The 26077-nt window shown below is 43.9% G+C and carries 33 protein-coding genes and 1 pseudogene; 7 read left to right on the top strand and 27 right to left on the bottom strand.

All coding sequences use genetic code 11. The features are described from left to right. Positions 1-50: 50 nt before the first annotated feature. Both ACUALS_RS07880 and ACUALS_RS07885 read right to left on the bottom strand, forming a co-directional pair. Positions 51-1343 (bottom strand): LssY C-terminal domain-containing protein, encoded by a 1293-nt coding sequence (locus tag ACUALS_RS07880; protein ID WP_454448106.1) that lies wholly within the window; start codon positions 1341-1343, stop codon positions 51-53. Between the two features lie 17 nt (positions 1344-1360). Next, entirely contained in the window at positions 1361-2089 is a 729-nt protein-coding gene (locus ACUALS_RS07885; protein WP_454448107.1) for a glycosyltransferase family 2 protein, read from the bottom strand. A 382-nt stretch (positions 2090-2471) separates the two neighbouring features. Between ACUALS_RS07885 and rplY the strand changes: the two genes are divergently transcribed. Continuing rightward, positions 2472-2750 carry a 50S ribosomal protein L25 gene (gene rplY, locus ACUALS_RS07890; protein ID WP_005471955.1) on the top strand — a complete coding sequence of 93 codons (279 nt, stop codon included), beginning with the start codon at positions 2472-2474 and terminating at the stop codon, positions 2748-2750. Between the two features lie 273 nt (positions 2751-3023). Continuing rightward, positions 3024-3155: a hypothetical protein gene (locus ACUALS_RS07895; RefSeq protein ID WP_454448108.1), complete on the top strand. Its 132-nt coding sequence runs from the start codon at positions 3024-3026 to the stop codon at positions 3153-3155. A gap of 125 nt (positions 3156-3280) precedes the next feature. Here the strand turns inward: ACUALS_RS07895 and ACUALS_RS07900 are convergent, their stop codons facing one another. Next, positions 3281-4270: an Imm49 family immunity protein gene (locus tag ACUALS_RS07900; protein WP_454448109.1), complete on the bottom strand. Its 990-nt coding sequence runs from the start codon at positions 4268-4270 to the stop codon at positions 3281-3283. Between the two features lie 386 nt (positions 4271-4656). Here ACUALS_RS07900 and ACUALS_RS07905 point away from each other — a divergent pair, with 386 nt between their 5' ends. Further along, complete coding sequence (locus ACUALS_RS07905; RefSeq protein ID WP_454448110.1) at positions 4657-5139, top strand: redoxin family protein; 483 nt, start codon at positions 4657-4659, stop codon at positions 5137-5139. Between the two features lie 437 nt (positions 5140-5576). Here the strand turns inward: ACUALS_RS07905 and ACUALS_RS07910 are convergent, their stop codons facing one another. The 6 genes from ACUALS_RS07910 to ACUALS_RS07935 form a co-directional block, all read right to left on the bottom strand. Next, positions 5577-6380 carry a phosphotransferase gene (locus ACUALS_RS07910; RefSeq protein ID WP_454449238.1) on the bottom strand — a complete coding sequence of 268 codons (804 nt, stop codon included), beginning with the start codon at positions 6378-6380 and terminating at the stop codon, positions 5577-5579. Positions 6381-6511: 131 nt separating this feature from the next. Continuing rightward, positions 6512-6982, bottom strand: a complete 471-nt coding sequence (locus tag ACUALS_RS07915; RefSeq protein ID WP_039482227.1) for an RDD family protein — start codon at positions 6980-6982, stop codon at positions 6512-6514. Between the two features lie 89 nt (positions 6983-7071). After that, positions 7072-7887, bottom strand: a complete 816-nt coding sequence (locus ACUALS_RS07920) for a hypothetical protein (protein ID WP_454448111.1) — start codon at positions 7885-7887, stop codon at positions 7072-7074. Positions 7888-8221: 334 nt separating this feature from the next. After that, positions 8222-8620 carry an isochorismatase family protein gene (locus tag ACUALS_RS07925; RefSeq protein ID WP_454448112.1) on the bottom strand — a complete coding sequence of 133 codons (399 nt, stop codon included), beginning with the start codon at positions 8618-8620 and terminating at the stop codon, positions 8222-8224. A 9-nt stretch (positions 8621-8629) separates the two neighbouring features. Then, positions 8630-9631 carry a metal-dependent hydrolase gene (locus ACUALS_RS07930; RefSeq protein ID WP_454448113.1) on the bottom strand — a complete coding sequence of 334 codons (1002 nt, stop codon included), beginning with the start codon at positions 9629-9631 and terminating at the stop codon, positions 8630-8632. 339 nt (positions 9632-9970) lie between these two features. After that, entirely contained in the window at positions 9971-10495 is a 525-nt protein-coding gene (locus ACUALS_RS07935; RefSeq protein WP_005472139.1) for a hypothetical protein, read from the bottom strand. Between the two features lie 149 nt (positions 10496-10644). Here ACUALS_RS07935 and ACUALS_RS07940 point away from each other — a divergent pair, with 149 nt between their 5' ends. Then, the gene (locus ACUALS_RS07940; protein ID WP_454448114.1) at positions 10645-11979 is read left to right on the top strand and encodes an MFS transporter; all 1335 of its coding nucleotides are present in this window, start codon (positions 10645-10647) and stop codon (positions 11977-11979) included. Positions 11980-12023: 44 nt separating this feature from the next. Here ACUALS_RS07940 and ACUALS_RS07945 read toward each other — a convergent pair whose 3' ends face one another. The 8 genes and pseudogenes from ACUALS_RS07945 to ACUALS_RS07980 form a co-directional block, all read right to left on the bottom strand. Beyond that, positions 12024-12245 (bottom strand): VF530 family protein, encoded by a 222-nt coding sequence (locus ACUALS_RS07945; protein WP_005472135.1) that lies wholly within the window; start codon positions 12243-12245, stop codon positions 12024-12026. A 109-nt stretch (positions 12246-12354) separates the two neighbouring features. Next, positions 12355-12867 (bottom strand): RDD family protein, encoded by a 513-nt coding sequence (locus ACUALS_RS07950; RefSeq protein ID WP_043886868.1) that lies wholly within the window; start codon positions 12865-12867, stop codon positions 12355-12357. Positions 12868-12871: 4 nt separating this feature from the next. After that, positions 12872-13345, bottom strand: a complete 474-nt coding sequence (locus tag ACUALS_RS07955; protein WP_005472166.1) for a hypothetical protein — start codon at positions 13343-13345, stop codon at positions 12872-12874. A 243-nt stretch (positions 13346-13588) separates the two neighbouring features. Continuing rightward, positions 13589-14056 (bottom strand): GNAT family N-acetyltransferase, encoded by a 468-nt coding sequence (locus tag ACUALS_RS07960; protein WP_454448115.1) that lies wholly within the window; start codon positions 14054-14056, stop codon positions 13589-13591. A gap of 171 nt (positions 14057-14227) precedes the next feature. Beyond that, positions 14228-14935 (bottom strand): DUF1826 domain-containing protein, encoded by a 708-nt coding sequence (locus ACUALS_RS07965; protein WP_454448116.1) that lies wholly within the window; start codon positions 14933-14935, stop codon positions 14228-14230. Between the two features lie 219 nt (positions 14936-15154). Beyond that, positions 15155-15442 carry a Bor family protein gene (locus tag ACUALS_RS07970; RefSeq protein WP_038134409.1) on the bottom strand — a complete coding sequence of 96 codons (288 nt, stop codon included), beginning with the start codon at positions 15440-15442 and terminating at the stop codon, positions 15155-15157. A 48-nt stretch (positions 15443-15490) separates the two neighbouring features. Further along, positions 15491-16865 (bottom strand): annotated as a pseudogene (locus ACUALS_RS07975) (sensor histidine kinase). Positions 16866-16888: 23 nt separating this feature from the next. Then, on the bottom strand, positions 16889-17599 hold the full coding sequence (locus ACUALS_RS07980) for a response regulator (protein WP_454449239.1): 711 nt from the start codon (positions 17597-17599) through the stop codon (positions 16889-16891). Between the two features lie 210 nt (positions 17600-17809). Between ACUALS_RS07980 and ACUALS_RS07985 the strand changes: the two genes are divergently transcribed. Together ACUALS_RS07985 and ACUALS_RS07990 are read left to right on the top strand one after the other, a co-directional pair. After that, complete coding sequence (locus tag ACUALS_RS07985; RefSeq protein WP_454448117.1) at positions 17810-18922, top strand: alpha/beta hydrolase; 1113 nt, start codon at positions 17810-17812, stop codon at positions 18920-18922. A 189-nt stretch (positions 18923-19111) separates the two neighbouring features. Then, on the top strand, positions 19112-19651 hold the full coding sequence (locus tag ACUALS_RS07990; RefSeq protein ID WP_038213940.1) for a histidine phosphatase family protein: 540 nt from the start codon (positions 19112-19114) through the stop codon (positions 19649-19651). Positions 19652-19712: 61 nt separating this feature from the next. Here ACUALS_RS07990 and ACUALS_RS07995 read toward each other — a convergent pair whose 3' ends face one another. The 5 genes from ACUALS_RS07995 to ACUALS_RS08015 all read right to left on the bottom strand — a co-directional run bounded on the left by ACUALS_RS07995 (position 19713) and on the right by ACUALS_RS08015 (position 22119). Further along, a complete protein-coding gene (locus ACUALS_RS07995; protein ID WP_005472149.1) occupies positions 19713-20045 on the bottom strand; it encodes a zinc ribbon domain-containing protein YjdM in 333 nt (110 codons plus the stop codon). Positions 20046-20150: 105 nt separating this feature from the next. Then, complete coding sequence (locus ACUALS_RS08000; protein ID WP_454448118.1) at positions 20151-20792, bottom strand: glutathione S-transferase family protein; 642 nt, start codon at positions 20790-20792, stop codon at positions 20151-20153. Between the two features lie 40 nt (positions 20793-20832). After that, positions 20833-21222 (bottom strand): VOC family protein, encoded by a 390-nt coding sequence (locus ACUALS_RS08005; RefSeq protein ID WP_038134400.1) that lies wholly within the window; start codon positions 21220-21222, stop codon positions 20833-20835. 66 nt (positions 21223-21288) lie between these two features. Continuing rightward, a complete protein-coding gene (locus ACUALS_RS08010) occupies positions 21289-21576 on the bottom strand; it encodes a Rho-binding antiterminator (protein ID WP_454448119.1) in 288 nt (95 codons plus the stop codon). A 21-nt stretch (positions 21577-21597) separates the two neighbouring features. Then, positions 21598-22119, bottom strand: coding sequence for a GNAT family N-acetyltransferase (locus ACUALS_RS08015; RefSeq protein ID WP_039479580.1), 522 nt, complete (start codon positions 22117-22119; stop codon positions 21598-21600). Positions 22120-22345: 226 nt separating this feature from the next. Here ACUALS_RS08015 and ACUALS_RS08020 point away from each other — a divergent pair, with 226 nt between their 5' ends. Beyond that, positions 22346-22966 (top strand): LysE family translocator, encoded by a 621-nt coding sequence (locus tag ACUALS_RS08020; RefSeq protein WP_005472127.1) that lies wholly within the window; start codon positions 22346-22348, stop codon positions 22964-22966. Between the two features lie 60 nt (positions 22967-23026). Here the strand turns inward: ACUALS_RS08020 and ACUALS_RS08025 are convergent, their stop codons facing one another. The 5 genes from ACUALS_RS08025 to ACUALS_RS08045 all read right to left on the bottom strand — a co-directional run bounded on the left by ACUALS_RS08025 (position 23027) and on the right by ACUALS_RS08045 (position 25746). Beyond that, on the bottom strand, positions 23027-23374 hold the full coding sequence (locus ACUALS_RS08025; RefSeq protein WP_043886872.1) for a DUF2834 domain-containing protein: 348 nt from the start codon (positions 23372-23374) through the stop codon (positions 23027-23029). 25 nt (positions 23375-23399) lie between these two features. Beyond that, positions 23400-23939 carry a GNAT family N-acetyltransferase gene (locus ACUALS_RS08030; protein WP_038213924.1) on the bottom strand — a complete coding sequence of 180 codons (540 nt, stop codon included), beginning with the start codon at positions 23937-23939 and terminating at the stop codon, positions 23400-23402. After that, on the bottom strand, positions 23939-24760 hold the full coding sequence (locus tag ACUALS_RS08035; RefSeq protein ID WP_454448120.1) for a hypothetical protein: 822 nt from the start codon (positions 24758-24760) through the stop codon (positions 23939-23941). The genes ACUALS_RS08030 and ACUALS_RS08035 overlap by 1 nt, the downstream gene beginning before the upstream one ends. Positions 24761-24895: 135 nt before the next feature. Continuing rightward, complete coding sequence (locus tag ACUALS_RS08040) at positions 24896-25300, bottom strand: hypothetical protein (RefSeq protein WP_454448121.1); 405 nt, start codon at positions 25298-25300, stop codon at positions 24896-24898. A 50-nt stretch (positions 25301-25350) separates the two neighbouring features. Next, positions 25351-25746: a nuclear transport factor 2 family protein gene (locus tag ACUALS_RS08045; protein ID WP_454449240.1), complete on the bottom strand. Its 396-nt coding sequence runs from the start codon at positions 25744-25746 to the stop codon at positions 25351-25353. Positions 25747-26077 lie beyond the last annotated feature (331 nt).

Here is a 26077-nt window from a genome sequence, read left to right on the forward strand (position 1 = left end):
CCCTAGCGCAATTTGCTAAAAAATAAAGACCGTATTTGGCAAGTATTCAGTTAACGTTCGGCTATCTGAAGTTCGTTGTCTCGAATGAACAAAACTTTACCATCTGAGTAATAATCGTGCTCTTCATCAAGGCTAGTCGGCAACGCGGTCGCGTTAAGTGACACTTGGCGTAAACCCGGTAACTGCATAACTTGCAGTGCCAGTTTATCTCGTTCGACATCAACATTGGGGTCAATGCTGTGCAAAACAGTGACAATCCCTGAATAAGGCGTAAGTTGCAGGCCATTGTCATAGCTCAGCGCACCAACCCAAAACAGCGTCTCTGATTGAGGATCACCCCCTCCCTTCCACCAACGAATATGGCTACGTTTTAGCAAGTTTCCTGGCAGTTGAAACGCCATCTCTTGTGGCACCCCGTTCCAAAATAGATCCGAGACTGGCGGCGTATTCTGCTTGAGCAAAGATAGATAATCCTCCAACTCTAGATCATGACGTGAGAAGGTTTGGTTCTCAATCCAACCCAAATCAAGCATTATCTTCCTAGGGTTTTCACCATAGTAGATTACATTGACCGCTTGGGCATCGAACACCGATGACCGCCCGGGGTACGCTTTTAGCTCCAACTCACTAAGCTCAACATACGCAATATCATTCGATTTTTCTGCTGTTTTCTCAACCTGCAAAAAGTCGTCTGAGTAGAGAAAAAAGTGCAGGTAGTTCGCAAGCAGGGCTGACCCCATGAGAACAGCAAAAGACGCACTCACTTTATAACGCCAGTTGAACGCCCTCGCGACGAGATAAAACAGCCCTGTTGCAGCCAAAGCATATAGAGATAGTTTGTGCTCTATCAGAAACGTCTTTGCTTCATTCAATAGTGGAAACTTCTCGACGCCATACGCCAGCATGTAGCCCCAGAAAACGAACTGACCCACGCCCAGTAATAGCCCAATAGATGAGTAAAACGAAAAGCGTCTCCAGCCTATCTGCTGCGTCCCTGCCATAAACGGAACAACCCAAGCGACAGGTCCAAGCAAGCGAGCAAACACCAAAATCGCATTCCCTTTTGTCGCCATTAAATGACGACAGCGCGCAATTGGCCTTCTCGTTTTAGGTTGCCAGTTGAGTAGTTTTCTCTGGGCGGGTTTCCCCAAGCGACGACCAATAAAGTAGCTTGCTTGGTCGCCAATTAATCCACCCAACAATACTGCAAACACGCCGGAGATAACCCCCTGATGCAATTGATACCCAGCAGCCAATAGAAATGGCTCACCGGGTACAAACAAATTGGGGCCAATTAACGCATCCATTAACGCCCCAAAGAATAGACTAACTGCGCCTTCCATTTCGTCACCACTAACGCTTATTGCTCTTTGTAGTGACCGAACTGGTAGTTCATCTCGTTTTTACGCATTTCCCCAAAGATGAATCGACGAACATTGGCAGATAAATAGGTGTAACCCATTTTAAAGACACCGTCTTGATCCAGCCTGCGTGGGTCAAAGCGGAAGGTAAGGTTTAGAAAGCGGAATCGCCAAGTTTGACTGGCACGTTTGACGTAATCACAGTCTTCACATAAGACGATTTCTTCATCAAACCCTCCGATTTCTTTATGCACACGCTTAGTCGAGAAGATACAAGCGCCCACTGCCGTCGGGAAAAAGAACTGAGTCAGGTACAAGCCGACATTGAACAATCCGTAGCCTAATTTATGAATCAGTGGTAAGCCATTGGCCCCCATGAACACACCTGCAACTTCAAGTTTCTTCTCATCCAATTGCATCATCGCTTCTTGAAGGAAGTTGGCTCTTAATTGGACATCCGCATCTAGAAACAGGATACGCTCATACTGCGCCAACTCCGCCCCTGTATTGCGACCTAAACTGGTACCGCGCCCCGCCATTTGGTGTACGGTTAGCTTCGGCAAAGCGTTGCTGTAAGCTTGAGCCACATCGCACGTGGCGTCATCACTGTTTGAGTCAACGACAATGACCTCAAAGTTTTGATACGTTTGCTGACTTAGGTTTTCAAGTAAACGACTAATACGTTTCTCTTCATTGAGTGTGATAATGACAATACTTAACTGTTCCATAGCGATACCCTTTTATTAAACTGTTGTGCTGTTGATAAACAATTTAACCAAGGTAGACTTAACCGCCCGTGAGAAAGCCATTCAGATTCGATTCACTTCTGAGGGAAAACTCCCTCATCAAAACAACGCGGCTTTGTAAGGTATGCGCTCATAAATTCAGCACCATATACACTCACAGCAATCACTCGCTAACTAATTGAATAGATTTACCCAAAAGATGTTCCGTTAGCATGATTATCTATTGCTTGAACCCCCGTACAGTGTTAGTATCCGCGCTCGCTTATAGAGTTACTACCAATTACTCTGAAGCGATTAGCACATTCGAGCGAGGTCGCATCGCTGAATGTGAATTTAAATTTTTTCATATTTGAGAGTAAATACTATGAAATTTGAAGCAGTAGTACGTACTGAACTAGGTAAAGGTGCGAGCCGCCGCCTACGTCACGCTGGTAAATTCCCTGCAGTTGTATACGGCGGTGAAGAAGCAGCAGTTTCTATCGTTCTTAACCACGATGACGTTGTTAACCAAATGGACAAGCCTGAGTTCTACGAAGGTATCGTTCTAGTAATCGACGGCGCTGAAGTTAAAGTTAAGCCACAAGACGTTCAACGTCACGCGTTCAAGCCAAAAGTTGAGCACATGGACTTCATCCGCATCTAATTCCCTACCAAGGAATTAATTCGGATTTAATCCAACCTTTTGCATAAAGATTATCGGACTTACCAACCGAGACGTCTAAAAATTCGAAACCCCGATGCTACCAACATCGGGGTTTCACCGTTTTTGGGCCCTCAAAAACACTCTCACCTCTATTCAACTTACTGCCACTCAACCACTTTGTCCCAAATCGCGATAACCAAATATTTTTAGAGAGGACTAAGTGTGGACGATAGGTGTATTTGTTCCTGCCCTAAAAGGATCTTACTCAGGTCAGTGGAAACCATACATCGTATTGATGTGAATAAGAAGCTCAACGCAACGCAACGCAACGCAACGCAACGCAACGCAACGCAACGCAACGCAACGCAACGCAACGCAACGCAAGAGTCGATCAGCAGATTATAGACGCAACAAGCATTTGATAATAACCTCCGTTCATTCCGGATAAGAGCCATTAAAAATCAAAGCTTTACCATTGTTAGTGTGATTTTAAAAAAGGCCACTCAACAACGAGAGGCCTTTCGGCTTGTTTATGCTTTCTCAAGAACGTGCTCTAAATCAAACACAGGTGGATTAGCAAGTACCTCATCTCGGGTGGGACCTTCACCTTTGATTGCCCATTGGGGAATATAGTCACTTTGAAAAGAGACCATTTCCCCCGTATGACGATAATGTACTGCTAAAAACGCCATAATATGGTGATGGGTATACGCCTCTGTCCTAAACAAAGCTAGAGACCCATCGCCCTTTTTCTGACCTGGTTGAGGCGCAAAGTAGGCATGGTATTCGTAATTTGCCTCCATGGCAGCTTTGATGGTGGTATCCAAATCTGTGTCATCATAACCCCAAGAATGAGCAACAATGCTGTAGAGAGGCATAAACAAGAACTGATAATAACGCTCTACAAATTGTTCCGACTTCGCTTCAATGGCTCCCATTTGCAGATACGGGTATACGTTATCCATTAGGGTATCGCGAACGCATTGATCTTGTTCGTTAGCGAAGTATGCCTTAAACAAATCAAAGAAAGCCTCACAGACATCAGGCACGGGTGACGTCATGGCATTTTTGAAGTCGGAGAACGCAAAATCTAAGATCTCTTGCTCAGCCTCTTTATAGCCAAGTAAGGAATTTAAGCACAACCCTGTTAAGTAAAACGTTATAGTTAAGTGCTTATACTCTCCAGGCCGTAAGATTAACTCACGCTCCAAGCTCGTTACCTTGACTTCATTTCCTGCATAGCGCTGCATCCGTAATACCATTTGATGCGCTTCTGCTGCACGAGTAAGAATATAGTTCGAGTGTATTCTCGGTAGTTCAAGTACTAAAGATTTCGACCAATAGCTAAATAGGTTGTCTGTATTGAAATCGATAGCATTTTGATACAAGCCCACTGTAAATATTGTATTGAAGTCTTGGTGAATGCGAGCAATATCTTCGCAAAGAAACTTAGTCTCATTCAATTGTCGGGATTGACGTTTAATCAACTGCTTAAAATGATGTTTATTAATATCTATCATAACGGTAATACTTCAGAGCGCTCCTGCTTATAATCGGTGATAGTGAGTTTGCCTAACTGGCCATTTGAGTCAATGCGTTGATGAACAACCTTATACGCTAATTGTCCGCGATTAGCAGCACTTTCTATCAAACTTAGAGTTTCTCTCAATTCAGGAAGCATAAAAAATAGTAGCCCTCTAAATATCAAGCAGCATCAAGACGAGAAGATTGAATACCACCTTTTTACAACGAATCACATATTGGAAGCCGCGGGGTTAATGATCGAGGTGTTGGAGCGATTGACCATAAAACAGAAACGCTTCCCGCTATACCCTTGTTTTCTGTGGGTGGTCCCTATTTACTTTGGCAGTTAAACTGTTCATGCAAATTAAAAATGGAGGTGCACATGATCAAAAAAGGCCAAACAATACCTACTGCAGCCCTAAGCGAACTCGGCGAAGAAGGAATGGTAACTCACAACACAGATGAGCTTTTTGCAAACAAGCGAGTGGTGCTTTTCGCTGTGCCAGGTGCATTTACGCCAACATGTTCTGAGGCTCATTTACCAGGATACGTTGTACTTGCTGACGAAATTAAAGCGGCAGGCGTCGATATCATTGCGTGTGTATCAGTCAACGATGCGTTTGTGATGCAAGCTTGGGGAGAAGCGCAGAATGCCACAGAAATTATGATGTTGGCCGATGGTGACGCTAGCTTTACTAAAGCTCTAGGCCTTGAAATGGATACGGCTACATTCGGTGGAATTCGCTCACAGCGATACGCAATGATTATCGAAGATGGTGTGGTGACACAATTGAATGTTGAAGAACCCAAGCAATTCGAAGCAAGTAAAGCTGAAACTATTTTAGCTGCTCTAAAGTTATCTTAAGAGCTGTAAGGGTTCCGGATGTTTCATTCTGAACCCTTTTCTTTGAACATAGAAAAACGACCATACTCTACATAAGAAAGCCTAACTTTCTAAAGCATTTAGCATTGCGAGCAACCGCTTTGTTGGGCTCTCAGGTCACTAACGACTGTCACCCCAACCTTGGGCAAATAATTGGTTTCATTAACATAATCCATCGTCGTAGAAGTACTTTCAATGTTGGGGACTTTCCAAACGCCATTGTTCAAAGTTAAAGTCCATATTGTTTCGACATCTTTGAACTTTTTACTCCCATCTACAATATTGCCTTGAGGTAATTCCGCTCTTTTACGTCAACCAGCAACGTTTATGAGAGCGTTCAAACGAGGCTGTGATTTGATATCGACTTTGAAGAAGCGTGTGAACCAGTGGAGCTTGTTCAATTGACTCACATCCAAGCTTTACCGCCCATTTTCTCTAACAAAACGCTCTCCAATCAAAACGTCTTCAATATACTGCTTGTGGCTGTTGAGATATTGAATATCAGCGAGATAAGCCAAGTGGTGTCCATCCTTGATATTTTCAATGAATGCTGCGTTGCCGGTATCGGCTTCGTTGAACATGTAATCGACTAATACTTGAATCCTATCTGTTATTGTCTCGACTAACCGCTCGCGCTCTGCTGCAAGCAACCCGTAAGCATCGCAAAACTGTTTAGCTCGTAAAGACTGCGACTCTAGATTGCCCATTGCATCAGATTCATGGGTTTTGAATGGCGCCCAGCAGTAAATAGCATACGCAATATCCCAAACCCTCGGCGCTGGATGCGCGGTATCAAAATCAATAATCCCGACGGTTTCTGAACCAACGAGCGTTACATTGTAAGGAGCATAGTCTCCATGGCAGATGACCTCTCTGGGTTCACGGCTCGGCAGCTTCCACACTAGTGACTCATTCGAGTGTGTTGATAAAAATGTGCGAGAGGCGTCGTGATACGAGCGAAGAAGCTTAGCGGCAGAAACCAGAGCCTCCGTCGTAGCAATATGTCCTTTCAGGGGATAATTAAAAACATCACCAACGACATACGACACGATCTCATTGCCATTGCAGTCAAAACCATGTGGCTTCGGTGCGGCATTGAAACCATTTTCTGCGATGTGGGACAGTAAACGATGTACTGTTCCAGACCACGCTCCTCGTGGGCGGTAAATTTTGTTATCAGAGCGAAAAATTTGCCCCTCTCGTCCACCTTTGAGTTCTTCCATCATTATCCTTATGTATCTTTCAACGCGCCACTAAGGTGCCAGCAAGGCGAATTATTCACCTTGCTGATACCCGTTTGACACAACCTTCAACTCGACATCACTAGCGCTGAATGGTCATGCTGAGCCATGTATTAAGTGCGGCTTTCAAATGCAACAGCTTCGACACCATGGTCTTTTGGTCTAACGACCACTGTATTTGCGATCATGTCATGCCAACCTTGTTTCTTTCCGCTGAACGCAATCCAGACAAAGCCTAAACACAAAGGAATGGTGCTAATGTAATAAGCCAAATATCTCACAACAGATTTACTGGTTGATAAAGGCTCACCCGTTTTTGCATCCACAACTCTCAATTTCAATGCCATCTTTCCTGGTGTCGCAGAACGATAAATCCAAAATAGTACTGTCGCTATAAAAGGAAATACCCAATTAAGCAACAGGTCCCAACCACCAATAATGAAACTATCAGATTCAAAGTAATAACTGCCATATACCCAATAAAGTAGTGGCATGGTCAACATAAGAAATAGGATTGAATCTATAATTGTTGCACCAAATCGTACCCAAAATCCTGCATATTCATACTGATTATTAAATTCCATGTATTTTCCTATCTATTTTCAAAAAGGGCAAAATATCAAATTAAAGTGTCACTAACTCAGCCACGCAAAAAACCATTATGACTATCTCGCTATATGAGATTGTTCTCTACACTCCAAACATCAAGCTCGCGAGAAATAATGGATGCTCCTGATTCCTCGGGCGTATTTAAAAAGTGGTCACCACCGTCAACTTCAACATACTTTATATTGTGCACAGGTAGCAGCGCCTTCCACATGCTGGCTTGGCTTCTATGAACTTCAGAATCGTTAGAGCCATGAAGAATCAGAATCGGCAAGTCCACATATTTTTGGAAGTAGACCCAATTATCTTTCAGCATGGCTTCTTGCCAAAAGCGCTTCAGCGGACCGTCACCATTCGGTTTGTTGATTTTGTCTATCTCTTCCTCTGACAGCAATCTAAAACGCTCGATTTCCTCTTGGAAGCGTTTCCATTCGTCTTTATTTCTCACATTTAAGGCAGCGCTGTGAAAACGGTTGGTACAAAGACCACCCAAAATAACGACACCATCTATTTTTGATAGATCTAATTGGGAAACATGTATGCTTCCACCACTAAAAGCAAACAGTATTTTGGGCTTGTTTTTTGGCATTTCTTTCACGATCTTTTCAATTTGACTTACTATTTGATAATGATCGACCTTGATGTACTCTTCCCAATTTACTTGGTTTTTATATACACCCTCTCTTAAATACCGAACGGTACAAAAAGAGCGCTGATTTAATTCGTACGTTAACATGTCATAAATAGGCGTAGTCCCTAATTGGTAGTCAGCTGAACAACCAGGAATTGTGCCGTCGTAATAGATTGGAGCGGTCCCGTGAATTAACAATATTGCCGCCTTCCATTCCTCTCCCTCAGGAACATCATACTTGACGCTTTTCATCCCTTCTCCACACCATAAACTCAACGGCTTCGTGATTAAGTCGTACCGTAAAGTTGTGACTAGATATAACACCGCAAAATACTAAAGCGACACTTAAAAACAAACTGCCAAAAGTTGGCGGTCCATTTTAAGCCGATTCTTGATTGACCTATATTGATCCAATTCTGGTTTTGGGCGCGCGAATACAACCAACCCAATACATAGACAGGGTAAATTTATAGCAAAGCGGTCAGTACTTTTCGTTTAAAGCCAGTTCATTCCTAACGCGATTAGGCGTCGGTGACTTTTAATATTCCACCTAAGGTGAGCATTCACGATAATTAAAAACTGCGAACTATCTCACCAAACCAAGGATGGGCTTAAATGTGGGATCTCGACAATCTTTGGCAAGTTCGTAAAGACACATTTCCAATCCAGTGGCTTCAATACCACAGACCAACCAAGAATCGACGCTAGCCGCCTTAACGGCTTCTAAAAACGTTGGGGAGTGACAAGCATTGAAAGTGGACTTAGTGATGGCAGCGGTATGAGTTAAGTGGCGCCCAACCTCTTCAACCGTCAGACCCAGTTTTTCGGGGTTTTGTTCAAGCAGTACGATGGGCATATCGAGGACTTTCACACCCAAAATCAATTTTTCACAGTTCGCTATAAATAACGAGCTATTCTCAACCAAGCGCGCAAGTTTGCCTTGTACGTCAACAATGATGAGCCCAGTGTTGTCTCTTGAAAGCATATTCCATCCTTAGTTACTCAGTATCATCTTGTAAAACAAACGTCTCGAATCGTCCGCACTCTCTCGCTCAACAACATATTGGACATGATCTTCTTTATTTGCATTGGGCGACAACTGAATGCTCCACAATGGGTTAATTTGATTTGGCACAATAGAGTAGCGCACATCCATGATTCGCATTGGATTGTTAGGAACCATAGCAAGGTATCCATTCGAAAAATGAGCAAAACGACCAATATCAATGGCCTGCTGAGAACTCACATCAAGCCAAGAGAAGTCTCGTGCGATATCGAGCTTCTGAACGGACTCACCTTGATAGACTTTTGTGCTAAAGCCAGCTCTTATCGCGTCAATGTAGAACTCGTCGTCGGTTTCATACACGACTTTCCAAAGCAATAGGTTGGCAAAGCTGGGTTTGGCCGCGAGTCGGATAGGAGTATGCTGGCGCTCGGTTGCTAACTGCCAAGCAACTTTCTCGACACGTTGTTTCTGAATGCCCCCTAATGAGAGGTAGACCAGCGCCCAAACGAAAGCGGCGCGAGCGAACACTGGGCTACGCCGCCATACGGCAAGGGCAACCAAGATTAAGACAGGCAACGTGAACATAGGATCCACAACAGAGACATTGCTCCAAGCAACGCGCTGCTGACTCAGAGGCCAAAACAGTTGAGTGCCGTAACTTGTGCAAGCATCGAGCAAAGCGTGAGTCGAAAAACCTAAAGCACAATATAACCAACTTCGTCCAAATGACAGACCGAATCGCTTAGCAAACAGTGGGTACAGAACAACCGCGCAAAGCATACTGCCGATGGGTATGAAGAGTAATGAGTGGGTAAACTGGCGATGGTATTGCAAATACAGTAGTGGGTCTTGAGAAGAACGGATCAGGACATCTAAATCTGGCGCCATTCCAGACAACATTCCTAAAACGCCAGCGACAATTACGTGCTGTTTTTTACCCAAAGATTGGGGTAACGAAGCACCAATTAGGCCTTGTGTTAGTGGGTCCATCAAATCTACTCATCTATCGTGCGTAATACGCAAAAATCTCGCGACATATTCAGGCGTCATCTCTTCTCTCTCAAAGCATAGACGCGCAGCAGAGAATAGGTAAATAGAGGGATCTGAAGCCTTGCCCCAAACAGAGCGCATTAGCTAGGAAAAAAGCAAAACAAAGGCTTAAAACCTTCTCTAAGATGGTAGGCTAAAGAACAGAAGAGAAAGGATTGATGGAGTAAGCGACGAACTCGATGATTAGAACAGCGCAGTGGTACTGCGCTGCTCTATGTGCGGTTTCAATCTAAGCCAGCGTCATCTAAAGCGCTGTGAACTAAATAATAGACGCGTATGCTACTCAGTTAGCATTTGTTCATGAGAGGCGGACTCGTCAGCCGAATTAGAAAATGAATCTTTGAGTCTTTGAGTAAGCACTGGTAAATCATTGCGATAAAACCCAGCAGTGTAACCGTCCACTCGCGGAGGCAGCGACTGCACTAAGCTCATCAGGACGTTTTGAGTAAACTCCGCGGCATCTTCATCGCGACTCAATGAGGCCAAAACATCCACCTCTATTACATTGAGCAGATCACTGGTTAACTGCTCATAGTGAGCAACGTTCTCTGGCGTCACCGTCTGATAAACAAAATAGTAGTTTGCAATACGATATAACGCATCGCTCTCTTTCTGGGACAAACAGCCCGATTGAGTCAACGGCTTGAGGCTAGCCTTGAAGCGTTTTTTCAGCTTTTCAACTCGAGAGCTGAGTGATTTTTTCTCATTTTGCTCCTGAGCTTTCTTCTTGTTGTAGTGATAAAAATAGAACGTAATAAGTAAAAACATCGCAATCAGTAATGCGATAATGAGAAAGAAAGGCATAAGTAACTGATTCAAATAAGGCTATAGTTATTACAAGGTGAGAATTATAGGCAATCCACTCGAAGCAATCAAAAGCTCTTTGTATCTAATGATGTCTATTTCGCAACTTGATTTGAGCTTTGCTTTTATGGGACAGACTGGAGCGACACATGACAGTTAGGGAAATTTTGCTCGTTAACAACGTTCGCTGCTTTTTGATGTTTCGAAGCAGTTACTTTGCCCGTTTTTACTATCCGGTATTTACGCTCCTTTATTTGGACTACGGCCTCACTCTATCTCAGTTCGCTATGCTCAATGTGGTTTGGGCTGTGACCATCGTCATCGCCGAAGTTCCCTCTGGCGCGTTTGCCGATACCCTCGGGCGCAAAAAGCTTGTCGTCATATCTTCGTTGGTGATGTTCATCGAAATTGCCATGATCGCCTTTGTACCGACAGGAAACGCTACACTGGTGTTTTATGTCTTTCTGGTCAACCGAGTGCTGAGTGGACTGGCGATGGCACTGGCAAGCGGCGCAGATGAAGCCCTCGCGTATGACACATTAAAAGAGCAAGGCAAAGAAGATGCTTGGCCGCATGTCTTGCAACTGCAATTGCGTATTTCCGCTACGGTGGGGATCATTGTGACTTTGCTTGGTGCAGCAATGTATGACGTTAATTTTATGGCGGCTCTGTATGGATTTTTGGGATGGGATCAACCACAAAGCACCCAAGATATTATGCGAACGCCTGTCTACGCCACGTTGTTTGTTGCTTTAGTTGCGATTTATTCCGCTTATAGCATGAAAGAAGAACCGAAAACGTCACCGGAAACACATCACTCAACAAATTCAACATTGGCAAGTTTGAAGTTAACGCTAAATACCGGAAAGTGGGTCCTCTCTACACCTGTCGTGCTATTTGTACTGCTCTACTACAGCTTATTCGAGCATACGTCGCGCATGTTTTTGACAATGAATAGCCAGTACTATCTCGCGATTCATATCCCGATCATTTATTTTGGTTTAATTGGCGCAGGGATCAGCGTGTTGCAAATTCTACTTGCCGGCCAAAGCAGGAAACTAGCAGAACGCTGTGAGCCCAGAGTCTTCCTTGTAGGCGTGGGGTTACTGACTCTAGCCACTTACTATTTGATCAGTTTAGGCTGGCCAATTTTCGGCTTGCTCCCGGCACTTGCGTTGATCTTTCTGACAATGACGATGAATATCTTCATCAGCTACCATTTAAACAGAAACACCGAGTCAAACAATCGTGCAACGGTTCTTAGCTTTAAAGGACTCATGTTCAACATTGGCTATGGAACAATCGGTATGCTATATGCCTACTACTACAAACTATTGTCAAAAAACTATTCCGAACAAGAGATTGAACAACACACCGCGTTTTTGGATTCACTCTCCGCTTTCACTTATTACTTCGCAGCTTTGTTTATCCTTGTGAGCGTCTTTTTCGTTATCAGAAACAATAAAGAGGCGATATTCAGATAGCGTCACCAAAACGCTCACAGGGCAGATTTCAGATCGGGAAGGTACTATTTGCAGAAGGTATCGATATAAAGCGCCTCTACTTTATCTCTCGCCCATTGCGTTCGGCGAAGAAACTTAAGCGAAGACTTAATTGAAGGGTTGTTATAAAAACAGTTGATTTGGATTTCGGCATCTAACCCTTCCCAACCATAGTGTTCTTGTAAGCGAACAAGAATTTTTTCTAAAGTCAGACCATGTAAAGGGTTATTGGGTTGTTCTTGGCTCATAAAGAGACTCCTAACGAACGGCTCTAAACCGCTATGGTAGCAGATTAGACCCGCTCTGTTCGACGTTTTATCTCAGATGAACTTTGCAATGCCCCACGGAAGAGGTCGTTTAGTCTGTAAACACGAGCTCTTTCTTTTTAGCAACAGAAACAACCTGTGTGCCGGCAATGAGATCATGAATACAGCGGCGATCCTTTCTGAAAATAAAGAGAATATTGATGATAATCAACAAACTCCCAATAGGGCCCAAAAAAGAAATGATAGCCAAAGGTAACCAACGTTTTAATATCAGCTTTGGCAGACCCACTCGCTGGTTTTCCATTGTGACAATGGCGATTTCGAACACGTTTTTTCCAATGCTTTGCCCATACTTATGGAGCAGATAGCCATGCAAAAGCAGATAGATTGCCCCCGAGTAGACTAATATTAGAAGCGAGAATAGGGGGGACCCATTCGCGTTTGCTAGATCCTCGGGGAGAGGATAGATATAAACGGGTACGACGAAAATAATAGTAATTAAACTATCTATCAACCAAGCCCAAAAACGCGACCAACGAGAGGCAAGGACCGTTTCGGGAGCCCCTATTTCATTATTTGTATCCGTTGTCTGCGCGCTATCCATTGCCTTACTCTGCCGACGTTAATTGACAGTCCAACGTCTTGCCACCATTGACTGATATCATTCGCATTTTATTCGCAGAGAGGAACTCTAAATCATCTAAGCTAGTATGTGAGTCTGGCACCTTGCGCTTAATTGCGTACGCGACAAAATTCGATTTCTGGTTGTTGGCGACAACCTCGTTACTTGATGACACCGACTTCAGCTGATGTCCTGAGATAGACCATTCTCCTGCTGATTTCACTGTCACCGAAACCGGTTCTTGTGACTTATCGATGACTTCTTCAAATTCAGCACTCATCGTAAAACGGCCATCGGAAAAGTAAGTCGCTGTAACAGTCGCATCTAAAGAATCATCCTGACACAGCCAACTTCCCAACAATTGTTCTTCACTGACATCTGGTAGTTGTTTGGGTTCGATTTCATTGGCGGCACAGCCACTTAAAGCAAGACTTACAAGTAAAAAAGAGACGTTTTTCATTATTTATAGACCTAACCTAACTGCATAACTGAGCAATTCAGTGTTTCTTACCCAGTTAATTCGATTTTGTAATGATTGAGGCGAGATTTATAAATCACATAAATAAAAAAGTAAATACATTTAGTGCCTATATAACAGAGACTTATATTGGGTTCAGGATTAACGTCCATTTGGTACTTTGCTTTCCAAACTGAGAGCTTTGCAGCACCAAGAGCAATATAAAATATGCCTATGTTCCAATAATCAAAAAGTTGCACACATAATATGTTGAGGCCCAGCTTCTCCACCAAGATAATGTAACTGAGTATCTTCAAAACCAGCTTTTTGATAACAAGAAAACGCACGCGGGTTCTTGCAGTTGACGGTGAGATAAATCGAGTGATAGCTGGCATAGTTTTCTTTTAAATAAGCCAGTAGCGCAACAACAGCTTGCGTGCCAATTCCTTTGCCTTGGTAGTTTTTATCAACCGCAAATGCGCGAAGCCCAATCGCACCACTGGGACAAAACTCGTAGTTATCCGAATAGGCAACGTCTAATTTAAAGAAACCGACAATATGTTCTTGGTGTTTAATCACGTGTAAATGCGTGGTTTCGCAGTCATCCAACAGAAATTCTGCTGCGGTACCAGCAAACTTGATCTGTTCTTGCGCGAGTTCTACTTTCCTTACCTCTTCCTTTTGGTCGCAACTGAGTTTTTCGATTTTTATCATTTTGTTTTCCATCACACTTTATTAAACGCCATTTAGACTCTTCATTCTTGGGGATCAACGGCGAACAGCCATGGATTCGCCTAGAGTTGAGATAATATGCGCAACCGCTAGCCACATCAAAAAGTGTCACTCAAATATTTAAGCTAACCCTAACAATCGTCGTGTTCACTGTTAGTCAATCAAATCCAATGTAAGTAGTAAACGGTGAGTGTTTTCTGAGGTCGTAGGCGAACGATGCACGATTCCAGCCCCTTCATTTCCTTGCCATAGCTCTCCTTTAAGCAAAGCCACATCTCCAATATTCAACTGCTGCACGTCATTCGATGCTCCATATAACCCTGATAGATCATCCGTCATACCTTGGTTCCCCGCCCCTAGACGCGAACGATCGACGCATTCATCCGCTAACCATTCTGTTGCAACACCATTGTAGGTTGTAACAAGTCGGACAGGCACTTTATCTACATGGAACCGAGGACACATTGCGCCATTGAGTGTTGTAAGCCTTAAACCAGCGCGTTCGACGTCAAATAAGCAGCAGAACATATCAACCAGTCTGGCTATATCATCACCGATGATTTCGAGACCTTCTACATCGTCCAACAAATCAGAAACTTGCTGCTTTGCACTGCTTGGAGTGACAACAATAGATGCTCTCAGACTCGGTTTGTGAGCGACAACGAAATTGGCCGCCTCATGAAGTTCGTTGGCAATGCTACGGCGCCAAACTGCAATATTAACGTTTGGCTGGTAGACATGGCCGAGGGTGATGGGGCTATCCCCGATACTTGCAATTTTAAATGTGAGTAAATCACTAGAAGCAGCATTACCCCCAAGTGACTCTACTTCGAATTGTCTGTCTTTCGTGTTTGTGCCCATAGGATATCTCCCTTTGATATAAATTAAATGTTATAACATAACAATTAATACAATTAAAAGGGCATAATAGACTTGGTTAATGAGGTGAGGTTTGGGTAGATGAAGGTCGGGAAAAGCTTTAAGTTTCTTCGAGTAAGGAATCTTTGCCTATCAGATAAGATCAAAAAAGCGCGCTAAACTAGAGGTCTGCGCGCCAATTAATTTCACCGATTAAGTCGATTACTTACAGTAAACTCGAGCTTCGCGTGGTGTGTAAATGCCTAGTGTCACAAACTCAAGAAGTCCGTTAACGAATGTTTTTTGAACTTCAACTTTTGCTACTTTGTCTGCACTACCACAGGTACCTGCTGCGTCTACTTCTTTCTTCTGAGCTAAACCGTCAATGAAAAAGTGATGTGATTGTGTGGTTGCCGGCTTAGACGTTTCTTCTTTTGACATCACAAATGTCTGCTGCGCACAACCAGTAGCCAAAACAGATAAGGCTGCGATAATCATTACTTTCTTCATTGTTCTCTCCAAATTCAATATCGATCTTGAACGCTAACAGCAAAGTTTTTAACCCTGCTTAGCGACGGAGAGGATTATTGCAAATTGTTCTGCGAGTGACTGTATGGGTTTGTCATTGAAACCATTACAAAACAGGGAACGTTAGTTTAAACTCTGCACCTTGTAATAACGCACTGCGCCCAACTTCCACTTTGCCACCATGTTGTTCACATATTTTATGAACAATCGACAAACCAAGCCCATGCCCACTTTTCGCCTTGTTTCGCGCTTTGCTTCCTACATAAAACGGTTCAAATAGGTTTGCAATGTGCTCTTCATCAACACCTGGTCCATCATCATGAACCGATACTGTGACCGCTTGCGCTTGTTTCTCAAACTCGATAAGGATCTTTTGATCGGCGAACTTCATCGCATTACGCACAACGTTGTCGAGTGCGCGTTTTAGCAATCTTTCATCGGCAAATATGGATACGTTACTCGCAAACTGCTTGGGTTGGATCGAGAGTTGAAGCTGCGTCTCTTTATTCCAACGTGCATTACCTTTGCTTAGCAGCTCGCCCACATCAACCGTCGTCTTAGTAAGTTCAAGACGATGGCTATCAAGACGAGCGTAGCAGAGCAGCTCATCAACCATGGTTTCCATTTCTTCAGTATCTTCAACAATACTGTCGATTGTCTGCCTTTGCTCCTCATCCAAGTTGGTATCTTTGAGCAACTCTGCCTGCCATTGAATCCGAAACACTGGCGTGCGCAGTTCATGAGCCACAGCATTGGTCAGTGCCCTGTTGCTGTCGATTAGGTTTTGGATGCGATCCGCCATATGATTAAATGACTGGTTTAGTGAGCCAATTGCACGTCCTGATGCGGTCTCTGCACGAGCAGAAAGTTCACCTTGGGCGAAGCTAAGTGTTGCGGTTTCGAGCTTTTTCACCCGCCAAAAAATCACCAGCAGGTGACACAAGCTATACAAGATGAAGCTGGCGATGAAAAACATCCAGACAATATCATTTTGCAGGTCTGCATTTTGTCGAATGGGGTTTTCGTCATCAGGGAGGTAGTGATAAGTCGCGTCTGAGCCTGCTAATTTAAACCACAGCTCTCGCTCTTCATCATGAAAGATAGGCATATCAAATCCGCCAGAAAAGTAATGCTTTACCTCGTCTGGCAAACTGTCGTTGGGCGTATAAATAAAGAGAGACAGCTTCGACAACTGCGTAAACTCTTTCATGCTTTGCTGCGCCGCTTCTATGCCTTGCGCGTTGGCGATAGTTTGTAAAAGCTGTTGATGCGCAGCCGCTTCATAATCCTTTAGTAAATAGTCGTGGTCCGTCGTCATTTCGTACATGGTTATTTCATAGGCAAAAACGCCAATGAAAAAACAAGTCATCAATCCAAGTATGGATTCCAAGTACATCCTTCGCATCAAAATTCTCTTATTAAGGTCAGTTAAGCGATTGACTTCCAAGCACTTGAAACGAATAGGTACCCTTTTCCTCTCACAGTTTGAATTTTCACTGCTGGGTTGGAATCATCGCCAAGTAGCTTGCGTAAGCGAACGATCTTGTTATCAATCGTTCGGTCTAAGCCATCGTATTCAATACCACGCAACTCAAGCGTTAATTTGTCTCTTGATAGCGCCTCATCTGGGTGAGTGGCCAAAAACCACAACAAATCAAACTCACTGTCTGTCATGGCAATGTTTTGACCATCGAGTTCGCAGCGCTTGTACGTTTTTCTTAGCACTAAGTTGTCGAAATGACGCTCATTCTCGTTTGTTTCCAACTCGGGTTGCTCCACCCTGCGTAACAAAGTCCTTATCCGAGCAAGCAACACTCGCGGCTTGATCGGTTTGGTCACGTAATCATCAGCGCCTGTTTCTAAACCTGCCACATGATCGAAATCGTCATCACTGGCAGTGAGCATTAAGATCTTACCTTTGTAATGAGCACGCGTCTGTCGACAAATTGTAAGCCCGTCCATGACAGGCAACATCAAATCCAAAAGAACGACGTCAGGTTGGTTGTCGATGATATAGCGAGTTGCCGTTTCACCATCATCCAATGCATCTACGGCAAAACCTTGCGTTACAAAATAATCCTTAAGCATTCGTTGGAGTTTTAAATCATCTTCAACGATCAGCATTGAATGTTGTTTTATCGAGTTATTCATTAGCAAATGGTCTCGCTATATTTTATGGGATGTGAAATCCCGAACTGCTTGAATTAGCTGGCGCAATGAGGAGCGCACCGCCATTTATTTTGTGAGCGTATTGTAACGGCATGCCCATACATTTCCATACATGAACACGACAGTCAGTGTCCATTTTTGAGAATAGAATTCCTCACATCAAACCTAAGGGGAAAAACAATGAAACATCTCAAATCTATTTTGTTAACCGCGCCTTTACTTGTTCTAGCTGGCTGCAACTCTGGCTCAAGTTCCAATACAAATAACAACGTCGATAAAAACTCGAAAGTCACCAAACCTGCCGCGGACTATAAGTTTTCGCAAAAAGATGTAGATGCTTTGATGAGCGAGCGCGAAGTTATTTTTGACGCTTTACGTGTCACTTATGCGGGCACATCCTATGAAAACGTTCTGTTTGCTGAAAGCATGAGTGAAGAGATACTGGTGATTAAGCTCGCTGATACCGACAAAAACACGATCGACTTAGTGCTGTCGTCTGACGATGCGATGGATTGTATGATTTATCGTACAAAAGAACCGGTCCAAGGTTTCAAATGTGACGAAACTAAACAGTCAACGTCAGGAGAAAACACATTAATACAGTCGACAATCACTGGCTCATCGACCTCAATTCAAGTCGAATTTAACGTTGAGGCACCAGAGTTTCTCCCAAGCATTGGCTCTACTGTTTTAACCGCGACGCATGCTGACAGCAAAGTGGACATCGTGACCTCATTTGCGTTCAACGATCTTTATCGCGATGCGTTTAGCATGACCAGTGACAAAGAACGAATTCACTCTACGCTTGGAGCGACAACCTATCTACAACTCTCTGATATCGTCAAGAATTACTCAGGTACAGAGATGACATTCAAGTTCAACAACAACATTGGCGGAAGTGCGGACGACGACATTAACCTCTACACTGGCCTGATGATTCACGACAACAATATGACCACAATGGTAACGAAAACTGGTTCGGTGTTCTCGGGTGGTACGGACCTCTTTGCTGCGGGCAAGAAGCGTGTTCTACAGCGTAAGAATGCCATCGATGCGTTTGAAGGCAACAAGCAAGTGGGTGTCCACAGCTGGGCACAAGGCGATAAAGAGGCAAAAGCGTTCCCATTCACGCACGAAAGCCACCGCAGACAAGCCACTTTCTTCAATAAAGTAATGGGTGATAAAGGGATTGATTTTTATCTCTTCACTTTAGATGCAGCACCTGCAGCTGGTGAACACTGGATCACGAAAGCGGACTCAGACAAGTACGGGTTTATTACTGAAATCCAATAAATCCCACCCACATTGTGATAACGTGCTGGCACCTTGTCGGCACGTTTTTTTTAACCAGTAATCGACACTCCTCTCAAAGTCACCATGACGGGCCAGTTCAACCTTACATTCAATCTGCAACAGGTTGTTTTGCTTACCAAATAGTGACACCCTCAATCAATAATAAACCAGAAGGAGTCTCCCCCGAATATGGACATTATCTTCGTCAGACACGGCGTACCCGATTATGCATTAAGTGATGCCAGGCAAATGACCCAGCTAGAAAAAGACTACGCGCCACTGGATAGAGCACATCTGCGCCCCATTCACGATTTACCTGAGCAGTTTAGCAAATTAAACCCCGACGTCATCCTCTCATCCCCTTATACACGTGCTCTTCAAACGGCCGAAATCATAAACCGAAAGTTAAATTTAGAGTTATTCGTCGAACACGATTTACGCGAATGGAAAGCGGACAAATTGGGCGGGTACATTTCACTGGAAGAAAGAGATCGCCGCTGGCTAGAATATCGAAACGCACTCAAACAGCGCGCCTGTCAACCCGAAAAGAGTTATGAATCTCACCAAGAATTAAGATCAAGGGTACTCAATGTGTTGGAAAGATACGCCCACTACTCTACGGTGGTTGTCGTATCTCATTTCAACGTATACGAGAGTTTGGTCGGTCATCAAGAAAACTCCATGCAATGCGCTGATTACCGATTGATGACACTGCGAGACTGCACCTAATTGTGAGCATTATATAAGACAGGCTGACACACAGCCTGTCATTTAGCGGCTTGTTAACAAGCTAAGCTTTCTTGACAAACTTCGCGGTAACCATCATTTCCCCGGCACCATCCACTTTGCAATCAAGCTCGTGATCTTTACCTTCAACGATGCGTCGCACAACAGCTTTCGTGCCGATTTTTAAGACCAGTGAACTGCCTTTTACTTTCAGATCTTTTGCCAAAGTGACTTTGTCCCCTTCCTCAAGTGCTGTGCCGTTGGCATCTTTAGCAATGAAAACACTTTCATCGACTTCTGTTGGGTTCCATTCATGAGCACATTCAGGGCAAACCAATTGACTTTGGTCTTGATAAACATATTGAGATTGGCAATTAGGGCAAGGAGGTAATGACATCGTTTTTCATTTAATCAAAGAATTGTACGGGCATGATAATGGCAGCTATGTAACCGAGTCAAAATCAATTGCCCGTTTATACTTTTCAACATCAAACTATTGTTGTTAACGTTGAAAAGGTGTGAGATCAATCTGCTCGATTTCACATACGGCTTGGACGGTAGGGTGATGGGATAACTTGCTCAAATACGCCGAGAGATGAGTATACGCCATCGGTGATCGTTTAGCGGGAAGTGACCACTCAGCCAACATAAACAAGAAGAAGTCACATGCCGACAAACGCTCACCGAGCAAATATTCATGCGTTTCCAACTGGGCATCAATAATTGCCAACGCGTCTGAAATACGTGCATCTTGAGCTTCAATGATACTTGGGATTGCCGTTTCATCCGTAGTGTGGCGATGGGGATAGTAGCGGACCATCAGCTCAGCTTGCAGCGTGTTATTCAGGAACGCTAACCACTGAAAGAACAAAGGACGAAGCGGGTCGCCGATGGCAGGCATTAACCTTGACTCTGGGTGCTGCTCACAAAGGTGGATGCAGATTGCAGGGCTTTCAAATATTGGTTGCCCTGAATCAACTAAAGTTGGGATTCTTCCTGCAGGATTGAGCTTTAAATACTCCGCCGATTTTTGCCCGTTGGACTTTTTATCCACCAGCACCAGTTCGTATTGAGCACCCATGTGGTGAAGTAGAAAGTGTGGTGCCAAACTGGCGTTATTCGGATAGTAGTAGAGAGTGTACATAGGTGTTATCAATCCTTGTCTTTTTGGTCTCCTCGACCTGTTAAACCGTTATTTCGATTCGATTGCCATCGGGATCAAGTACACAGCTTTCATAGTAACCGTCGCCAGTTGTCCGAGGTCCGTCGATCCTTTCGTAACCATCATCAACTAACCTTGCCGTCATTTCATCCACCAATGCTGTTGAACCTACCGAAATTGCGATATGAATCAAGCCTCTAAACTGTTGATAGATGTCATCTTTCGACTCAGGAATCGAGGGCATTGCCATTAACTCCAAACGAGCTCCCTCTGAAAAAGTTAGGAAATAGGAAGAAAACTGTTTGTTATGGTTAACGTACTTATCACTCGATTTAGCGTTGAAGTACTTGATGTAGAAAGCACGGAGCACTTCCAGTTGTTCGGTCCAAATCGCAACGTGTTCAATTTTCATAATGACTCCTTTTTGACTGTTCCCTACAGACTAATCACTTTTCGGCAGTCAAAATAGAGCGTTTATTTACGCGAATCGATTCCTGTTTTCTGCTCCACACTGAGTGTGGCTAACAAAAAGTTTCTTATCGAAATGGGGATTGTCTACCGAGACCTCGAGTTGCACGATACTGTCGAGTAAAACGTAGCTCGCTCCATTCAGCGTCTCCAGCAGCACGCATTCTTCCTTGTTATCATTGCGAACCGTATCAATGGCCGTGCCTTGAACCTTGTCTCCGGATTTTAAGGTCAGCACGACAGGGTAACGAAACATGCAAACTATCTCGATATAATCATAATCACTGCAACTGATCATTCTGCCCTCCTTAATTTCAGGCTAAAACATATACCCTAGCCAATCTACATGACCGGAAGGCCATGGTTTTTCGCTCATTGGTTTCACATAAAGTTCATCTAGTTCTTCAACCGCCACACCATAGTTTCGATGCTGATGAATTCTCAACCAAGACTGCGTAGCGGTAATCTGTTGGTAACCACTAGCCAAATAGAACTCTTTTAAGTCAGAGATAAGAATAACGAAATCAACTTGTTTGGTGCGCGCAAATTGCTCGACACCTTGCAACATTTGACGACCAATTCCTTGTCCCCTTGCGTTTTTCTCAACGCAAAAATCAATGACACCCAGAACTTTTAAGGGCTGCCCATCAACACTGATAACCCGGTAATCTAACCCCATATAGCCAATCAACTCGCCACCTTTCATCTCAAGTACCCTTACATGGGGAAGCTGCTTCAAGTAAGACGATGTGGCTTGGTGTTCAACAAACGAATCATTTCTCAGTTGGCGGATAAGATGATGCTGTTCAGGTGTCACGTCCAACTCATGAATAAAGTCCATATCTAATCCTAATCGTTAATCGTTAAACTAGGAAATCAATAACTTTGTATGTTCCTAGTATTGTTTTTGAATTGAAGTGCGGGAAACATAATACAAAAAGTCACAAAGCCAAGAACTTGTTGCCCATCAAGAAAAACAAAACGAGCACATTCACAAAATAGAATTGATCAGTGAGCAATAATTCGCCATATTGATGTCAATGTTTCACGAATAGTGCAAGGAACACATGGACTATTTTCTAGCGGTCGTGCTGTTTGCCATCTCTTCTTCAGTAACGCCTGGTCCAAACAATATTATGGTGATGGCATCGGGCGTCAATTTTGGAATTAAGAAGAGTTTACCTTTGCTGACTGGTATCTGCGTCGGCTTTTCAGTCATGCTGTTATTGGTTGGACTTGGGTTTTCTCAGTTATTCGAGCTCTTTCCTAGCTTACATTTCGTTATCAAGTGCACTGGCACTGCATACCTGCTTTACCTAGCCTTTCTGATTGCTCGCTCTACTGGTGATATCAAAGGTGAACAACAAGCGCAGCCTCTGTCATTTACTAAAGGGGCTCTCTTTCAATGGGTCAACGCCAAAGCATGGGTTGTTGCGACTGGTGCAATCGCCGCATTTACCAGTGTCGGAGCAGACTTTGTGGCGCAAAATACACTTATTGCCGCCACTTTTTTTGTCGTTTCTTTCCCTTGTGTTGGGGTTTGGCTCGCGTTTGGTTCTTTGCTTAAAAAATGGCTAAACAAGGCTGAACAACGTCAACGATTCAACTGGTTTATGTCTGCGTTGTTAGTTGTCTCTGTACTGCCAGTGATACGAGAAATTTTCCTTCACGTGTCGCCAATGAGTTGACGTACTTCTCTACCTGTGGAGTCTTACGAGCGCCTACTGATAATACTCCGCATAGTCACATCACCCACCATGTACACTCACTTCTCGCCCGTGAGTTCTAAGATAAAACTGGCGCTCCCGAATATAGAGATAAAGAGGCAAACCTAATGAAACACCGACAGCCAGTGTGCCTAAGATGGGATAGATCACTCCCTTAACTTGATTCGTTTTACTGTCTGTGGCGATGAAGGTTAACAAGCACAACGCAGCGACAACAACGTCTAGCCATGCAAATATACTGATGGGGTTCGCTGCCGCTTGCTCTAGCAACAAGCCAATATTCAAGCCGTTCTCCAACAACCACGGCAACAGTGCCCCGTATGGGATGGCTATACCTAGCACACTGAACATCAAATACACATGTCTCATCAACACTCCTTGTTCACAATTGTTTTTAACGATTTTGCTTCCAGTCGCTTCTCAATATCGCGAAAACAACCGTATCCCACCAACGCTGCTTAAAAAAGCGATTTTCTCTGAAATGAGCCTCCTGCTTCATTCCCAACGAGCGACAAAGTCGAATCGCCCCATGATTGAGACTGATTGTTTCCGCGTAAACACGGTGAATATCTAGCTCAGAAAAACCAAAATTAACGAGAGCATAAGCCGCTTCTCGAATAAGCCCCGCTCCTTGATAGTCACGAGATAAACCACACCCTATAGAGGCTTGGTTGTCATTTTCGACTCTCAAGCAGACCGTTCCGATAAACTGCCCATTAGCCTTGTGTTCAATCGCAAGTTGATAAGACGTTCTAGGGTGTTCTTTCGCTTGGGCGACAAACAATTTGGTTAACTCTTGATACTTCGAGGGAGAACAATCCGCTTCACTGTAAAATCGCTGATACTTCTCATCCTGTGAGATAGCGACAAATGCAGCCTCATCGGTGTCCTGCATATCCCTGATAATCAAATGTTCTGTTTCTAGTCTAAACACTACTCTTCCCTGATCTTTGGTTTACTCAGCTGTTCCCATGCGTATTCTCGCAACACGCGCGCATTGTCTGCAACCTCTTGGTCACCGCATTGCTCTCCTCGATAGTGAATGAGTGGGCTCGAATAAATAGGGAGGATCCTCTCCTCGTAACTCATTACCGTACCCGCATTTTTGCATGTATAAGCTCTCGCATAGCGTTTTAACTTATCATGAAACTTCTTCTCTACCGCAAGCTTCAACGTCCCTTCCATACTCGGGAAGGGCCAAGTGTCTTTGTGCTGCGCCCAGGCGAGGTGACCAAACTCATGTTCTAATACGTGAACCTTTCCAACATCAGACAGCAATACACTGCGGCTACCGTCGTTGTTCAAGTCAGCGATTCCGGTTGTGCCATCATCGAATATTGTGTGTTCATCGCCAATGACGATGACATAGTAATGGTGCCTGTCTAAGTCGTGCTGAGCCATTTTGTCTGCGCCAACCGCGTCGAGCAGTCGGTAGTAGATACCGTATTCGTCTTCCTGACCCGATAAATTAAGATCCACTGATACCATTGCGTCGAGTGTTCTACGCATCGGGATACAAGAATTATCGAGCACCTGATTCGCGTATTCGATCGCAGCGGTTAAGCGTTTTTGAAGCTTTGGAGTAAACGCGCCCTGATCAACGTAAAAGGTGATGGTCGTATTCAGTCGTTCAGTGATGTCGCACTTGGGAAGTTCGAGCTCGTCAAGCAAGATCTCGGTTCTGTCAGGTCGGTAGGTGAACAAGAAAAGCATCACTAAAACGCTCACCAATACCCATTTCGTTTTACTACTCATTTGAGATGGTATCTGCCTTATTGGCTATGACTTGAATGTCTGCCCATTCCTATCCAAATCAATAGAGCCTCAAATAGAAGTGTGTTGATGTGGATTTAAATAAACAAATAGCCTCTGACTGAGGCTATTTGGTGTTTAGTGAGCTATTAGTTTTTTTACCGCCAAGACTTGAGCATCAAATAAAACTTCGTCTTGATGCGCATAAGATTTGGCAACATTCACCCACTGTAAACCCGTTTCATCAACGTGTTTAAACTCCACCTGCAAGGCATATCGCGAGCAACGCAACACTGCAAACAAAAAACCGAAGAGTGTCAACGCACCGGTTGTTGCTTGTAGCCACAGGGGAGCAAGCATTATATCCGGCACCGCAAGCCATAAGCCTCCAGAGAATAAGGCGATCCAAAACACGATTTGTGCCAAATTATCAATCAAGGTTAATCGCTTTACTCGTATATCGTTGATTCGCTTGAGTGGGTAAGCATCTTTCCTAAACCTAAACTGACCTTCGTCAATAGAAAAGTCGCAACTCTTATACATGATGTGTTTCCTTTTACTGGTTAAAACGGTAAAAAAATCGAGTAAAAGATCTACACTGTCTGCTTAGACGTTGCCGACTCGACCCATTGAGATCGCCATTCAGGTGCTGGGTAGTTATCTGGCCAGAACTCGGTTTGTTTGACGATTTTTCCGTCTACAACCGTATGAAACGTAATGGCTCGGTCGATGCGACTCCCATCGGTGACGGATACATCAGTCACGACCTGATTTCCCTCGACCACGATTGTATTCAGAGTAAAGCGCCACGAGCCTTCACTGGGGTATGCACTGTTTAGGGCGGCGAAGTTCTCTCGACCTTTAATCAGTTCATTCGACTGGGGCCAGTAGCATTCAAACTCATGCTCGCTTAGCCATTCGCTTGCCGCTGTGAAATCATTCGTTTCCATCGCAGCCCAATACGCGAGTACCACCGCCTTCGAATCCATCTCGCTTTTCATTTGATAACCCTAACTGACTCAGCAACCTTATTATTGCCCGCACATATAACCATAATTCATATGAATATAACCAGCTAAAATCAGAGTCACGGATCACACTTTTATCTCCTCTACCCAAAGCAAACGTTTGACTAAACATCTGATTAAAAAAGGCTTGTTACTCAATTGTTCACAGATTGTCCATTTGCGACCCACCTCTAGCTATTTCCCTGTTTTTATTGAGAAAACAAATAGCCCTGGGTTGATTTAGCAAAATTCATGTTGCATCCTCTATTACGCAACTAATTTCAATAACAGAGTATTATTGATTGATATCAAA

It is taken from the genome of Vibrio sp. NH-7, assembly GCF_053643215.1.